Source organism: Blautia sp. Marseille-P3087 (assembly GCF_900120195.1).
In the GTDB taxonomy this organism is placed as follows: Bacteria; Bacillota; Clostridia; order Lachnospirales; family Lachnospiraceae; genus Blautia_A.
Window position 1 is genome coordinate 1,929,109 of record NZ_LT635539.1, and the last position, 14,202, is coordinate 1,943,310.

General features: G+C 43.9%; 12 protein-coding genes. 5 read left to right on the forward strand and 7 right to left on the reverse strand.

Going from position 1 to position 14,202, the window contains the following annotated elements:
* The first annotated feature begins 275 nt into the window (after nt 1-275).
* Genes BQ7344_RS09165 through BQ7344_RS09175 form a run of 3 tightly spaced genes read left to right on the forward strand, consistent with a single transcriptional unit; the run spans nt 276 to nt 3,164 of the window.
* The gene (locus BQ7344_RS09165; protein ID WP_072522345.1) at nt 276-1,322 is read left to right on the forward strand and encodes a rhamnose ABC transporter substrate-binding protein; all 1,047 of its coding nucleotides are present in this window, start codon (nt 276-278) and stop codon (nt 1,320-1,322) included.
* Nucleotides 1,323-1,355: 33 nt separating this feature from the next.
* Complete coding sequence (locus BQ7344_RS09170) at nt 1,356-2,231, forward strand: polysaccharide deacetylase family protein (protein WP_072522346.1); 876 nt, start codon at nt 1,356-1,358, stop codon at nt 2,229-2,231.
* Between the two features lie 15 nt (nt 2,232-2,246).
* Nucleotides 2,247-3,164 carry an alpha/beta hydrolase fold domain-containing protein gene (locus BQ7344_RS09175; protein ID WP_072522347.1) on the forward strand — a complete coding sequence of 306 codons (918 nt, stop codon included), beginning with the start codon at nt 2,247-2,249 and terminating at the stop codon, nt 3,162-3,164.
* Here the strand turns inward: BQ7344_RS09175 and BQ7344_RS09180 are convergent.
* Nucleotides 3,151-4,167, reverse strand: a complete 1,017-nt coding sequence (locus BQ7344_RS09180) for a LacI family DNA-binding transcriptional regulator (protein ID WP_072522348.1) — start codon at nt 4,165-4,167, stop codon at nt 3,151-3,153. The genes BQ7344_RS09175 and BQ7344_RS09180 overlap by 14 nt on opposite strands.
* A 231-nt stretch (nt 4,168-4,398) precedes the next feature.
* On the opposite strand from BQ7344_RS09180, the gene BQ7344_RS09185 reads away from it, so the two are divergent.
* Both BQ7344_RS09185 and BQ7344_RS09190 read left to right on the forward strand, forming a co-directional pair.
* Nucleotides 4,399-4,785: a DUF6483 family protein gene (locus BQ7344_RS09185; RefSeq protein WP_072522349.1), complete on the forward strand. Its 387-nt coding sequence runs from the start codon at nt 4,399-4,401 to the stop codon at nt 4,783-4,785.
* Nucleotides 4,786-4,802: 17 nt separating this feature from the next.
* Nucleotides 4,803-5,963, forward strand: coding sequence for a DUF4317 domain-containing protein (locus BQ7344_RS09190; RefSeq protein ID WP_072522350.1), 1,161 nt, complete (start codon nt 4,803-4,805; stop codon nt 5,961-5,963).
* A gap of 61 nt (nt 5,964-6,024) precedes the next feature.
* On the opposite strand, the gene BQ7344_RS09195 is transcribed toward BQ7344_RS09190, so the two are convergent.
* From BQ7344_RS09195 to BQ7344_RS09220, 6 genes are all read right to left on the reverse strand, one after another.
* Nucleotides 6,025-7,554 (reverse strand): FKBP-type peptidyl-prolyl cis-trans isomerase, encoded by a 1,530-nt coding sequence (locus BQ7344_RS09195; RefSeq protein WP_072522351.1) that lies wholly within the window; start codon nt 7,552-7,554, stop codon nt 6,025-6,027.
* Nucleotides 7,555-7,686: 132 nt separating this feature from the next.
* Complete coding sequence (gene mfd, locus BQ7344_RS09200) at nt 7,687-11,013, reverse strand: transcription-repair coupling factor (protein WP_072522352.1); 3,327 nt, start codon at nt 11,011-11,013, stop codon at nt 7,687-7,689.
* Complete coding sequence (gene pth / locus BQ7344_RS09205) at nt 11,010-11,588, reverse strand: aminoacyl-tRNA hydrolase (protein ID WP_072522353.1); 579 nt, start codon at nt 11,586-11,588, stop codon at nt 11,010-11,012. Before pth ends, mfd begins: the two co-directional genes overlap by 4 nt.
* Nucleotides 11,589-11,606: 18 nt before the next feature.
* Nucleotides 11,607-12,560 carry a TIGR03943 family putative permease subunit gene (locus tag BQ7344_RS09210; RefSeq protein ID WP_072522354.1) on the reverse strand — a complete coding sequence of 318 codons (954 nt, stop codon included), beginning with the start codon at nt 12,558-12,560 and terminating at the stop codon, nt 11,607-11,609.
* Nucleotides 12,561-12,581: 21 nt separating this feature from the next.
* Nucleotides 12,582-13,760 carry a CobW family GTP-binding protein gene (locus tag BQ7344_RS09215; RefSeq protein ID WP_072522355.1) on the reverse strand — a complete coding sequence of 393 codons (1,179 nt, stop codon included), beginning with the start codon at nt 13,758-13,760 and terminating at the stop codon, nt 12,582-12,584.
* A 144-nt stretch (nt 13,761-13,904) separates the two neighbouring features.
* A complete protein-coding gene (locus BQ7344_RS09220) occupies nt 13,905-14,138 on the reverse strand; it encodes a polya polymerase (protein WP_072522356.1) in 234 nt (77 codons plus the stop codon).
* Nucleotides 14,139-14,202: the final 64 nt, after the last annotated feature.

The following is a 14,202-nucleotide window of genomic DNA, read 5'->3' on the forward strand; positions in this document are numbered from 1 at the left end:
AAGTTTTATCTTCACAGCAGTGACCGAAAAAGTACATTCTTTTATATATTACATATGCACAAAATATTGAAAGAGATTTTATTATTTTTATACAAATTTTCTTTTTTATTCAAATATACTTGCTTTTTTCTGTAAATAAGCGTATAAATGAATTAAGATGTTTTTGGGAATGTTCCCAATTAGTATTTTCTTTATTTCTAAACCACAATTATTAAAGAAAATATTTTTTTACCATATTTTGGGAATGTTCCCATTCAAAAGAAAGGAGAACTTTTATGAAGAAAAAATTACTCTCTATCCTCCTCACTGCTGCCATGGCAACAACAGTTGTAAGCGGCACTGCTCTCATTGTCAATGCGGACTCTGAGGGCGATCTTTCCGGAAAAACATTTGCGATCGTAATCCGAAATTCCGGAAACCCATATGCAGAAAAAGAAGCTGACGGTTTCAAACAGGTCATTGAAGCAGCCGGCGGCGAATGCATCATCAAATCACCTGAAAAAGCAACTGCTGATGCTCAGATTCCGCTGATTCAGTCCCTGATCTCTCAGGAAGTTGATGCTATCGCTATTGCAAGTAATGACGTAAACGCACTGACAGCATGCCTCCAGGATGCCATGGACGAAGGTATCAAAGTATTATCTCTTGATTCCAACGTTGTTCCGGAAGCACGTCAGACTTTTGTAAACCAGGCTGGTGTTACAGAAATCGGCCAGGCTCTCGCAGATGCAGTATATGATATTTCCGGTGGCTCCGGCGAATTTGCGATTCTTTCTGCAAGCAGCCAGTCAGCAAACCAGAATTCATGGATTGATGCTATGAAAGCTGTTATGGAAGATGACAAATACAAAGATCTGGATCTCGTTGAAGTTGCTTACGGCGATGACGAACCACAGAAATCTACAGACCAGACACAGGCTCTTCTGTCCAAATACCCTGATCTGAAAGTTATCTGCTCCCCGACTACTGTTGGTATCAACGCAGCAGCCAAAGTTATTCAGGACAGCGAATCTTCTGTTAAACTTACAGGCCTTGGACTTCCATCTGAGATGTCTGCATATATCGGCGATGATGACAGTTCACCGTGTCCGTATATGTTCCTCTGGAATCCGGAAGATGTAGGAAAACTTTCCGCATACACAGCTATCGCACTTGTTGACGGAACGATCACTGGTGCTGTTGGTGATACATTTGACGCAGGTGATATGGAAAACAGCCCATACACCATTCAGGAATGCTCCGACGGTGGTTCTGAAATCATCTTAGGACCTCCATACAGATTTGATCCTTCTAATATTGACGAATGGAAAGATGTTTATTAAAATCAGATTATACTCAAACAGGCGGCGGTAAATATGTTGAGATTAAGACAGGACATTCCGCTTTTTCCGGGCGGACGCAAAAAAGCATTTACATTAAGTTCAGATGATGGAGTCACACAGGACACACGTCTTACTGAGCTGATGCGCAAATATGGAATCAAGGGAACTTTTCATCTGAATTCCGGTCTGATGGGTGATCGTGACTGGCTGATACAGCCGGGTATCGATGTCAGCCATTACAAACTTCGAAGAGATGAAATAAAGGAAGTCTATGATGGATTTGAAATTGCAGTCCATACAATGACACATCCCGACCTGACTACCGTTCCTTCTTCCATGGCAGCCTGGGAAATATCCGAAAATAAGAGAGATCTGGAAGCTTTGACCGGACATCCCATTTCAGGTATGTCATATCCGTTCGGAACTTATAACGATTCCGTTTTGGAAACGGTGCGAATTTGTGGAATACTTTACTCCCGAACAGTCATTACTACTGATGATTTCCGTTTGCCTGAGAATTTTCTCACATGGCATCCGACGTGTCACTACTGTGCTGACAATCGTATGGAACTTGCAGAGAAATTTCTGGAGGACAACGCAGACGAAGAATATCTTTCACCTTCCCTCTTTTATGTGTGGGGACATGCTTACCAGTTGGACGCCTACCAGGACTGGGAGGGAATCGAAAACTTCTTCGCCAGACTCGGAAATAAAGAAGATATCTGGTATGCTTCAAACATAGAAATCTGTCAGTACATCCTTGCAGTCAGAAGTCTTGTATATTCTTCTACCGGAGATTACATTTTTAATCCGACCTGCACAGATGTATGGCTCATGATCGATGGCAGACCATATCAGATTCCTTCCGGAAAAACAGTTTCTATCCCTTGGAAACACACAAATGACTGATAAGGAGAATCTATTTTGAAAAAACAGTTTCATACTGAAGAAGTTATCAAAAGAGAGCAGGCCCGTATGCAAAAACGGGCCTGCCGTCCGCATTTATACGGAAAAAAAATAGCCGTTCCGACAAGAAACGGTTCCATGCATGCATTTGTTTATAACAGCAAAAATCTTCATCCGGGATATCTGATCATAGAAGTTCACGGTGGCGGGTTCATGTACAATACAGCTGCCGATGATGACGACTTCTGCCACTTTATTCACCAGACTCTCGGAATTCCTGTGATCTCATGCGACTACAGCCTTACACCGGAACATCCATTCCCGACAGGTCTTGAAGATGTCTATGACTGTGTGCTTCATGCCCTTTCTATGAAAGAGCTCAAAGCCCAGCCGGACAAAATCATCCTCTGGGGACACAGTGCCGGAGCTAACCTGGCTGCCGGAACCGTCTATATGGCAGGAGAAAAGCAGCAGTTCACACCCTGTATGCAGATTCTGGATTATCCGTACATGGATCCATATCGCAGTTCCACAGAGCGTAAACCAATCAAAAACTCTGTCTCCGGCAAGCTGATGGATACTTTTGCCCACTATTACACAGAGTCTTCGGAAGAACTTCGAAATGTACTTATCTCACCGATTCTTTTTCCTGCTGAGACATTTACAGATATGCCACGTACTTTCATTCTCCTGTGCGGTCGCGATAATCTGAATGAAGGAGGCAAAAAATACGGCCTTCTTCTCCGCAAAGCAAAAGTTCCCGTAACATTTTATTATGTACGGGAAGCTCTCCATGGTTTTATTGAAAATCATTTTAATTATGAATATATTCCGGTAATCACAAAAATACAGATCACACGCAGACAGCATGAACTTGCTGAAAAATCTGTGAAGCACATCTGCCGCTGGATTACCGAGCAGATCAAAGATCTGTAGTCGCCCGCAAAATAAGATTTCCCGGGAAGACTACTTTATCTTCGATTTCCCGACCATCCAGTTTTGCAATAATGATCTCTGCTGCCTTCTGTCCGATCAGCCGAATTGGCTGGCTGATCGTCGTCAGCGGCGGCTGGATCAGCGAACTGAGTGAAATATTATCAAATCCTATCACATTTACCTGTTCCGGTATACCAATTCCATCTTTTTGAAACTGCTGTACACATCCAATTGCCAGCGCATCGATTGCCGCGATCACTGCTTTCGGCGTTGCATCCAGTCCTTCATAGTACTTTGCGGCGTCCGCTCCAAGCGCGATATAATCCGGTTCTGTGCTTTGTTTTGCCCGATAAACATACTCTTCCCTGAAAGGGATCCCACAGTCCCTGAGTCCCTGCAGATAGCCCTCATAACGGTCTTCTATGACGCTGATATCTGTAGTATTACGAATATATCCGATCGTGGTACGGCCCTTTTCATAAAGAAAATGCACTGCCTCGCGATTGCTCTCAAATCCATCTGTATAAACGTAAGAAACCGGCTCGTCTTCCTGAAACAGATGGTTTGTATAAACGACCGGAAGCTTCTGCGAAAGTGAGCGCAGAAAGTTCAGCATTTCCTCACTGTTTGAATAGGTATTGTAAATAATACCATCAACGTTTCTCTTTAAGATTTCTTCTATATATTCAATCTCAGAGCGGCGGCTTCTCTCCGTGTTGCAGACAAACACCATATAACCGTACTTCAGTGCCATATCTTCTACGCCCCTGAAAAGCTCATTATAAAAGATATTCGTATATTCCGGCACGACCATCGCGATCGTCTTTGTCTTGCCTGTGCGAATACCCTGCGCCAGATAACTCGGCGTATATTTAAGCTCTCGAATTGCCCTTTCTACAGCCTCACGGGTTGCTTCCTTTACTCCGTTTTCTCCGTTTAATACCCTGGAAACCGTTGACTTGGAAACCCCGGCTGCTTTCGCCACATCAAAAATTGTACTCATAGATTTTTCCTTCTATTTAACATTTCTTCTTACCTCATTGTACTTAATCTGCTCACGCTCGTCAAACGAATTTGCACAATATCTGTACGAAATTTTTATGACTGTTCACAGCTATTTTCATCTGGAAGAAACTCCTTTTTTGTGGTACTCTAGGTAGGTACATTTACATCGTTACAATTATATGTTTACAATTTATTATTTGAAAATTTTGATGCAGAAGGGAGAATAAAAATGCTTCAGGATGATTATATACTGCGCCAGATCCGTGAAATGGTGCGCGCCGTCATGAAAATGTTATTTCAGGTAAGTGCTTCCGAACTGACTCCGGATGTCATTGAAGATAAAGAAGCAAGACAGACACTGGCAACTCTGACTTCCCTTGCCGATGAAGGCAATATCGATGAGGCTGAAAACAAATTATACGAAATGACCTGTGACGGCGACCGCCAGAATCTGGAGATCGGACTTCTTTTCTATTATGAGCTGAATGGAAAAGATGACGAATTTCTCGAGGCAAATGATTTCAGCCGCGAGGAGATCATGATGGGAATCCAGGATCTCGCAGATCGCTACAACTTAAGCGGGATCGCAGAAGCTTTCCGTACTGAAATTCTGTAAATCAGGAGCGATACATAATGAACAAAAAAGAAATATCCGAAATTAAGAAACAGTTTTCGCCAAACAACTGCGCGATCACACGTATCTGCGGCTGCTATGTTGACGGTGAAAAAAACAAAAAAACCGAACTGAAAGAAGCTTTTCTTTCTCTTTCTGAGGAAGAAATGTTCAAATACTTTGAAATATTCAAGAAAACTCTTTCCGGAACCATCGGCAAGAACCTGATCAACATGGAGTTTCCTCTTGACCAGGAAAAAGAGGGCGGCACACAGGAATTTCTTATGAAACTCCGCGGCAGCAAACTTCAGGACAATGCCATTCTGGAGGAATTTTATGATAAGATCATCGAAAACTATGACTACGGCGAGAACTATTATATTATTCTGATCCATGCCGTTTATGATATCCCGGGCAAATCCTCCGACGGCCAGGAAATGTTTGATGCTTCTGATGAGATCTACGATCATATCCTCTGCAGTATCTGTCCGGTCAACCTTTCCAAAGCGGGACTGTGCTACAATGCTGAAACCAACAACATCGAAGACCGTATCCGTGACTGGATCGTGGAAATGCCGGATCTGGGCTTCCTTTTCCCGGTATTCAATGACCGGAGCACAGATATCCACGGACTTCTGTATTACACAAAAAATGCCGAGCAGCTTCGCAGTACTTTCGTAGATGAAATGTTCGGATGCACGACTCCGCTCTCCGCAGGCGGTCAGAGAGATTCCTTTAATGCGCTCGTAGAAGAAACCCTCGGTGATGACTGTGCTTACGATACCGTTATGAACATCCACGAAAAGCTCAATGAATGGGTGGAATCACAGAAGGATTCTCCGGACCCCGCCGTTCTGACCAAGCCGGAGGTGAAACGTCTCTTCGAAGAATGCGGCGTAGAAGATGAAAAACTCGAAACATTTGACCAGACTTATGAGGCAATTGCAGGCGAAAACGCATCTCTCATGGCAAACAATATCACCAATACGCGTCGTACAGAGATCAGGACACCGGATGTCGTGATCCATGTCGACCCGGACCGTGCGATGCTGATCGAGACACAGGTCATCGACGGACGCAAATGCATTGTAATCCCGATGGAAGGTGACGTCGAGATCAATGGAATCCATGTTTTCGGTGGAAACGGCGGAAGTTCCGAAGATGATCCGGAAGAATTCTGATCGTATATCGTAAAAGGATGACAGGTTTTCCTGCCATCCTTTTTATATTTATCTTATTTGATTATTCGTAGATTCCGTTAACAGTAACATCAAATACTGCTTCTTTACCTGCAAGATCTGTTGCCTGATAATCATCCGGGAAAGTAACTTTTACTTCTACTTTATCTCCAGGATGTGCACCAATCAGCTGCTCTTCGAAGTTATCAATGTATGAACCGGAACCGATCACCAGATCTGTGCCGTTTCCGTCTGTACTTCCACCGTCAAATGCAACATCATCAATCTTTCCTACATAGTCAATGTTGACTGTGTCGCCATCTTTGACCTCAAGGGATGAATCCGTGTCATAGGAAGGTGCTTCTGTAACCTCCGGAGTAGCTGTAACATCTGCTTCTTCTGTTACCTCCGGTGTCTCAGTAGCGTCTGCTTCTTCTGTTACCTCTGATGTCTCAGTAGCGTCTGCTTCTTCTGTTACCTCTGGTGTTTCAGTTACTTCTGCTGTCTCATCTGTAGTGTCTTCTGCTGCTGTCTGAATTGTGAATTTATGATTGTCTGTGACTTTCAGTGTCTTCAGAACTTTCTTCTCAACTTTGATGTCAGCTTCATCCAGCCATTTGTCTGTAGTCTCTGTATACAGCTCATTTTCTCTGGTGGAGATAATGGATTCTTTCTTTGTAGCTGTCGCATCCTCGTCGTTTACTTTGTCAAGTTTGACTACGTAGTAAGCAGAATCTGCCTCAATAACATCCGGACCGACTTCGCCGTCTTTCAGTGTTCGGAGAACCTTCATTACCTCATCCGGATAATTACTGGAAGATGCTGTAGTCTCATCTTCGTCATCAGAATCCTCTTCTGACGCATCTTCATTTGTATCAAAAGAACCGCTCAGTACTGTATAAGAGTCATCTACGGATTTTGCGATCTCGCTGAAATCCCCGTCCGGATCTGCATTCAGTCCGTCAAGAATTTTCTGTGCATCTTCTTTTTTCTGTTTGATCTCATCATCGCTCAGGTCAGATGTACTGATACTTACATAGTTAAAAGAAGACTGCTGTGCTTCCTCATCAGAAACATTCTTGTCTACGTCTGCAATGATCGGATCATGCATTCTGCTCTTATATGTCTCAAGTTCCAGATATGTCTTCACCTGATCTTCTGTAACTGCCAGAGTTTTCAGGGTGTCTTCTGTATTTGCGCTCATAAAGGCTGCTGCCGCATCGGCGATTGCCTTCTCGTCATCTTCTGTGATCTCTACATCATAATCAGCTGCTTTTTCCTTAAGGATACACATCAGCTCAATATCTTTCAGTGCCTGCTCTACTGCCTGCTCGCCATAAGTCTTGCCTTTCTCTGCCTCTGTATCCCAGATAGAATAATCAGATCCGCCCATAAAGCTCTTGTACATGGCCTCTGCCTGCGCCTGACCCTCTCTGACAGAAAGGCTTAACATCCCAAGCGGAATCTCTGCACCATCTACAGTTGCAACTGTCTTTGTGCCATCTAATGCTTTTTCACCACAGCCTGTGAGCATTCCCGCTGCCATTACACCGGCAAGTGCTACAACTGCTGTTTTCTTTGTCATTGTTTTCATTTTATCCTCCATCACTGCATGAATTCATATAAATAAGAGTATAAACTTTTTTCCCCGACAGGGCAAGGAAAATCACAAAAACCAGCTATTTTCACTGATATTTCACAGTTTATACTCTTCATGCAGCTGGTTTTATTCTTCTACAAGCTGTTCAAGCTCTGTCAGCAGATCCGTAAGGGCTGTCAGCACATTTCCGCTTCCCTCCGGTGTAAATAAAATCTTCGGTTCCTGCTCGTTTTTGAACTGAAGACCGCGTCTGTATTTCTGCATCAATGCAGGGAATCCGACCGGATTCAGTTTTGCATTTTCATACAAAGTGATCTTCATATCTCTTCCGATCTGTTTGATTTCTGTCACATAACAGCGATGTGCAAGCGCTTTCAGCCGCGCAATGGAAAGCAGGTTCATTACTGCCTTTGGCATCTCGCCAAAACGGTCCAAAAGTTCTTCCAGCATATCGTCATAATCCTGCTGCGTCTCGATCCCGGCGATTCGTTTGTAAATATCCAGCTTCTGATATTCGTTGCTGATATAAGAATCCGGTATAAATGCATCCATGTTCAGATCGATCGTTGTCTCGAAATCCTCCATAGTATGAATACCTTTTGCCTCTTTGACCGCCTCGCTGAGCATCTTACAGTAAAGGTCATAACCGACCGCATTCATATGTCCATGCTGCTCTGCCCCTAGAAGATTTCCCGCTCCTCGAAGCTCCAGATCACGCATCGCAATCTTGAATCCACTTCCGAGATCCGTATATTCGCGAATCGCTGACAGACGCTTTTCTGCTGTTTCTTTCAGCATGGTATTTCTGCGGTACATCAGAAACGCATATGCCGTACGGTTTGAGCGTCCGATTCTTCCTCGCAGCTGATAAAGCTGTGAAAGTCCATATCTGTCTGAATCATGTATGATCATGGTGTTTACATTGGAAATATCCAGGCCTGTCTCAATGATCGTAGTCGAAACAAGCACATCGATATCTCCATTGATGAATGCAAACATGACAGCTTCAAGTTCACGCTCGCTCATCTGTCCGTGTGCAAAATCCACCCTCGCCTCCGGAAGAAGTTTCGCGATTCTGGCAGCCACATCTGCAATGTCATTGACACGGTTATAAACATAATATACCTGTCCGCCTCTTCGAAGCTCACGGTTAATCGCCTCACGGACGGTCTCTTCATCATACTCCATAACGTACGTCTGGATCGGCACACGATCCATCGGCGGCTCCTCCAGGACACTCATATCACGAATACCGATCATACTCATATGAAGGGTTCGCGGAATCGGTGTTGCCGTCAGTGTCAGTACATCGATGTCTTTTTTCAGCTGCTTGATTTTTTCTTTGTGGGCCACGCCGAAACGCTGCTCCTCATCAATGATCAGAAGTCCTAAATTTTTGTATTCTACATCCTTTGAAAGTACACGGTGCGTACCTACGACAATATCTACCTGCCCTTTTTTGAGATCTTCGATGGTTTTTTTCTGCTGTGCAGGTGTACGGAAACGACAGAGCAGGTCCACACGTACCGGAAACTCTTTCATTCGCTGAATAAAAGTATTATAAATCTGCTGTGCAAGAATCGTTGTAGGAACGAGATAGACTACCTGACGGCTCTCCTGCACCGCTTTAAATGCGGCACGAAGTGCAACCTCTGTCTTGCCGTAGCCGACATCCCCGCACACAAGACGATCCATGATTTTTGTGCTTTCCATGTCCCGCTTCGTATCTTCGATTGCGGAGAGCTGATCCTCTGTCTCCTCATACGGAAACATTTCTTCAAACTCCCGCTGCCAGACAGTGTCAGGGCCACAGACATAGCCTTCTTTTTCCTGACGTACCGCATAAAGTTCAACCAGCTCACGGGCAATGTTTCGGACTGCACCTTTGACCTTTGATTTGGTCTTTTTCCATTCCTGACCGCCGAGGCGATTCAGTTTCGGGGGCTTCGCAGTCTCCGCCCCGGAATATTTCTGCAGTGCATCAAGCTGTGTTGCAAGAATATAGAGGTTGCTTCCGTTTCGGTATTCAATCTTAATATAATCCTTCGCGACTTTGTCGACAGCAACCTTTTCGATACCACGATAAATACCGAGTCCATGCTTTTCATGGACAACAAAATCGCCGATCGACAATTCAGAAAAGTCCTGAATACGCTTTCCGTTATATTCTTTTTTCTTTTTGCGCTTCTTCTGCTCTTTACCGAAAATATCCGTCTCTGTGATCACTGCAAATTTGACCATCGGGTATTCAAACCCTTTTCTCGCATGGCCATAAGCAACCATGATCTCGCCAGGTTCCAGAATGCGATCCGAATCTTTCCCGTAAAAAGCGCTTAAACCTTCGTCCTGCAGATCTTTTGCGAGACGTTCGGCACGGGTTCTTGATCCGGAAAGAAGCACGATCCGGTAGCCCTCTTTTTTGTACTGTTTCAGATCCTTTACCAGAAGCTCAAAGCTGCTCTGGTATGAATTCATGGATTTTACGGTCAGATTAAACTGTCCTGTGATCTTCCATCCGGATTTACGCGGATCAAGAAGGGAAAGCCCGATACAGTTACATCTGTTGAGCTTTTTGCACAGTTCTTCCCAGGAGCACATCCAGTTACCGGAAAGTGTCGTCTCGCCTTTTTCCTGACGGTTCCGGCAGCTCTGCTGAAATTCTTCTTCGACTGCCTTCGCATTTTCTTCCAGATGATTTAATTCATCCAGAAAGAGCATCGAATCTCCGTCTTTGAAATAATCAATAAAAGTAACCCCGCCCTTTTCGATCGGCTGCTCTGCTGCCGGATAGATCATAATCTCATCCAGATTTTCCAGAGATCTCTGGCTCTGTGCGTCAAAGCTTCGGATGGAATCAATCTCATCTCCCCAGAGCTCGATTCGCCATGGATTTTCTTCGGTAAGAGAATAAATATCAATGATACCACCTCTTATTGAAAACTGTCCCGGCATCTCTACCTGTCCGACGCGCTCATATCCCATATGAACCAGTGCTGCTGTCAGTTTGTCCATATCAAGGCTGCTGTCATTACGGAAATGTATGAGCTGTTTTTCAATCTTTTCCAGCGGAAGCAGATAATCCATACAGCCATCAATACTGGTAACGACCGTAATCTCCTCCTGCCGTTCCAGAAGCGCACGGATAACCTGCATGCGCTGACGTATCAGAAGGTTTCCGTGAATATCTGCCTGAAAGAAGAGCAGATCCTTTGCCGGATAATAATAAACACGCTTATCATAAAAGCGGTAATCCTCGTAAAGATCTTTTGCTGTCTTTTCATCTGCCGCAATTACCAGATGAGATGGAAAAAGCCCGGAAAGCCCATACATAAGATGAGCTTTCTGGGACTCTATACAACCACTGACTTCCAGAATTCCATGATTCTTTTTTGCCTGTTTTTCAATTTCTTCGATCTCTGCAAGACTTTGCAGAGGCTGCAAAAATGTTTTCATACATTCCCCGTTTTCTTGTTATATTCATTCATGGCTGCGTCCACGCTGTCCGTCAGAATCAGTTCAACTGCTTTGCACGCTCTCTCCTGCGCTTCTTCGACAAGGACACGGTCATCCTTATCAAATCTTCCCAGCACATAATCAGCCAGATCCCAGCCCTTTGGCTTCGCACCAACGCCAACTTTGATACGCACAAAGTTCTGTGTTCCGAGCTGCTGTATAATGTGTTTGATTCCATTATGACCGCCCGCACTGCCTTTTTTGCGGATACGGAGCTGTCCCGGATCAAGATCGATATCATCATAAATGACGATCATCTCTGTCTCCGGATTGATCTTGAAGTAGTTTGCCATCTCCCGGATCGGTCCACCGCTTAAGTTCATATAAGAAAGCGGCTTCATCAGAATCACCGGCTGTCCGCCGATTCTTCCTTTTCCGTACATGGCATTAAATTTCACGCCAGCCTGCGGAACCTGATATTCTTCCACAAGCTTGTCTATTACATCAAATCCCATATTATGGCGTGTTGCTTCATACTGCCTTCCGGGATTTCCCAAACCTACGATCAGATACATTATTAATTCCTCACTGTGCTAATTAAAGTAAACCATCTCATCTGCCAGCGGTTCACAGGTCTCCACGTATTCTGCATCCAGAACAATCCCCTCTTCACCCTGGTATTCGTTGCGCTTCTCAATACCGACTTTTGCAGTAACTTCTACCCACTGTCCTGCTGTAAGCTTCGGTGCATAAGCACTCTTGCACACATAGCCGAGAAAAGTCGTATCGTCCGCACAACAGGTCATGGCTGTACGTCCCGGAACAAAGAATTTGCTTCCCATTCCGCGCGGTTTCATGACTCTTGCTTTGAATTTGACAGTTTTACCTTCATAGTTTTCGGGATGATCCATCGCATCTACAAACCAGATACCATAATCTTCCGGCAGTATCTCGATAACCGGTGCGTTCATATCGAATGGCATCTCATCCTGGAAGATATCACCAAGTTCGCCTTCTTCATCCTCAAAAATAACTTCAGCTCTCTGGTTGGCAACCTTGATTCCACGACGGTAAGTCGGAAGCGGATCTTCTTTCTTGCAACGGTTAAAGATGACCATATCTGTATTTTTTATCATATCCATAAAAATGGATTTCATGTTTGCCATATACATCTGGAAAGTGCTGCCATCGACACATGTGATCTGCTGCTCGACGCCCCAGCCTTCCGGAAGCTGCATCTTTTCAAAATTGCTTACCAGCCACATGCCATTATATTCTATGATGACACGCTCTGGCTGATGAAGAATATCCATTGCGACAAGACGGTCTGTTGTAAAATCTTCTTCGTTTTCGATGACTTCCACAACTGTATTGTTTGCTTTCAAAATTGCCGGATCATATTCTTCTTCACCTTCTTCACAGAGGATCAGAAGTGTCTTTCCGTCTGTGTGAAAATAGTCCTGCTGGATCGTGAAGCTTAAGAACGATGTTTTACCGCTCTCCAGAAAACCGGTCATTAAATAAATCGGTACTGTAATTTCATTCATGAACTATATTATCCTCCATCATTACAGGCCAAAAAGTTCAGCCAGTTTGTCCTCTTTCAGTTTGGATCCGATTACGCAGAGACGACCTGTGTATTCCGGTGCACCTTCACGGATCTCTGTTTCTTCCGGAACCATATCAAAGTAGATCCATGTTCCGTCTTCTGCCGGAAGCATACCTTTTGCACGAAGGATGATACCGTACTCGTCTGATGCTGAAAGAGCTTCAAGCATTTTCTCAAGATTTTCTCTTGTAAATTTCCTGATCGTCTCACGGCCCCAGCTTGTAAACACCTCATCTGCATGATGATGGTGATGGTCATGATGATCATGTCCACAGCCACATTCATGGTCATGATCGTGATGATGATGCTCATGCTCTTCGTGATCGTGGTCATGTCCACACCCGCATTCATGGTCATGGTCGTGATGATGCTCATGTTCTTCGTGATCGTGGTCATGTCCACATCCGCATTCATGGTCATGGTCGTGATGATGCTCATGTTCTTCATGATCATGATGGTGATGTTCGCCATGTTCATGTACATGTCCGCATTCCGGGCATACTTCCTCTTCTTCCATCAATTCCTGCGCAAGGGATACCGGATGTTCCATAACATCAAGAAGTTTCTTTCCGTCCAGTTTTTCAATCGGTGTAGTGATGATTGCAGCTTTTGCATTGATCTCACGGAGAAGTTCCAGCGCAGCCTGTGCTTTTGCTTCATCTACGATATCAGTACGGCTCATAATGATTGCTCCGGCATATTCTACCTGATTATTAAAGAACTCACCAAAGTTTCTCATATACATTTTGCATTTCTTTGCATCAACAACAGTTGTGTAGCTGTTCAGTACAAGCCCTGTCTCTTCTTCAACACCCTGTACAGCCTTGATAACATCAGATAATTTGCCGACACCGGATGGCTCGATCAAGATTCGGTCCGGATGATATTTGCTGATTACTTCTTTCAGAGATGCACCAAAATCACCAACCAGTGAGCAGCAGATACATCCTGAATTCATTTCGCGAATCTGAATTCCTGCTTCTTTCAGGAAACCACCATCAATACCGATTTCACCGAATTCATTTTCAATCAGTACGACCTGCTCGCCCTGAAATGCGTCTTTCAGAAGCTTTTTAATCAGTGTTGTTTTACCGGCTCCAAGAAATCCGGAAATAATGTCAATTTTAGTTTTTTCCATGGTTGTATTTCCTCTCTTTCTGCCCGAAGACAAAGTAACTCTTGTTTATTTGTTTTATACCACTAACTCATAACGTAATTTAACCAGGAGGCATTTATACCCCCTGGTTATAATGTCCACAGAGACTCTTATTATTCATTAAGATCAGCCGTTGATCATGAAGCTGAGAAGTTTGTCGATATCTTCTTTCTCATATGCAACGATCTCAAGTTCCGGAATTTCTCCGCCGGAGAAGATGTTTGCAAGAGATACGTACTGGGAAAGTTTGGATTTGAGGTTCAGTCTGTCTCCTTCACCTGTTACCAGTTCTACTTTGCCTTTACAGCTATCTACTACTTCAAAAAATTTGTCAATGTCTTTAATATTTGATACTTTCATTTTTGTTTCTCCTTTCAGAATTTTATTATTTAAATTATATATTTCTTAGCTATCTCATACCTTT

Bases quoted from the DNA above. Each gene is read 5' to 3' on its own strand.
- BQ7344_RS09215 (WP_072522355.1), bottom strand. From the start codon at position 13,760: ATGGAAAAAACTAAAATTGACATTATTTCCGGATTTCTTGGAGCCGGT.
- BQ7344_RS09165 (WP_072522345.1), top strand. From the start codon at position 276: ATGAAGAAAAAATTACTCTCTATCCTCCTCACTGCTGCCATGGCAACA.
- BQ7344_RS09210 (WP_072522354.1), bottom strand. From the start codon at position 12,560: ATGAATGAAATTACAGTACCGATTTATTTAATGACCGGTTTTCTGGAG.
- BQ7344_RS09195 (WP_072522351.1), bottom strand. From the start codon at position 7,554: ATGAAAACAATGACAAAGAAAACAGCAGTTGTAGCACTTGCCGGTGTA.
- BQ7344_RS09190 (WP_072522350.1), top strand. From the start codon at position 4,803: ATGAACAAAAAAGAAATATCCGAAATTAAGAAACAGTTTTCGCCAAAC.
- pth (WP_072522353.1), bottom strand. From the start codon at position 11,588: ATGTATCTGATCGTAGGTTTGGGAAATCCCGGAAGGCAGTATGAAGCA.
- BQ7344_RS09180 (WP_072522348.1), bottom strand. From the start codon at position 4,167: ATGAGTACAATTTTTGATGTGGCGAAAGCAGCCGGGGTTTCCAAGTCA.
- BQ7344_RS09170 (WP_072522346.1), top strand. From the start codon at position 1,356: ATGTTGAGATTAAGACAGGACATTCCGCTTTTTCCGGGCGGACGCAAA.
- BQ7344_RS09185 (WP_072522349.1), top strand. From the start codon at position 4,399: ATGCTTCAGGATGATTATATACTGCGCCAGATCCGTGAAATGGTGCGC.
- mfd (WP_072522352.1), bottom strand. From the start codon at position 11,013: ATGAAAACATTTTTGCAGCCTCTGCAAAGTCTTGCAGAGATCGAAGAA.
- BQ7344_RS09220 (WP_072522356.1), bottom strand. From the start codon at position 14,138: ATGAAAGTATCAAATATTAAAGACATTGACAAATTTTTTGAAGTAGTA.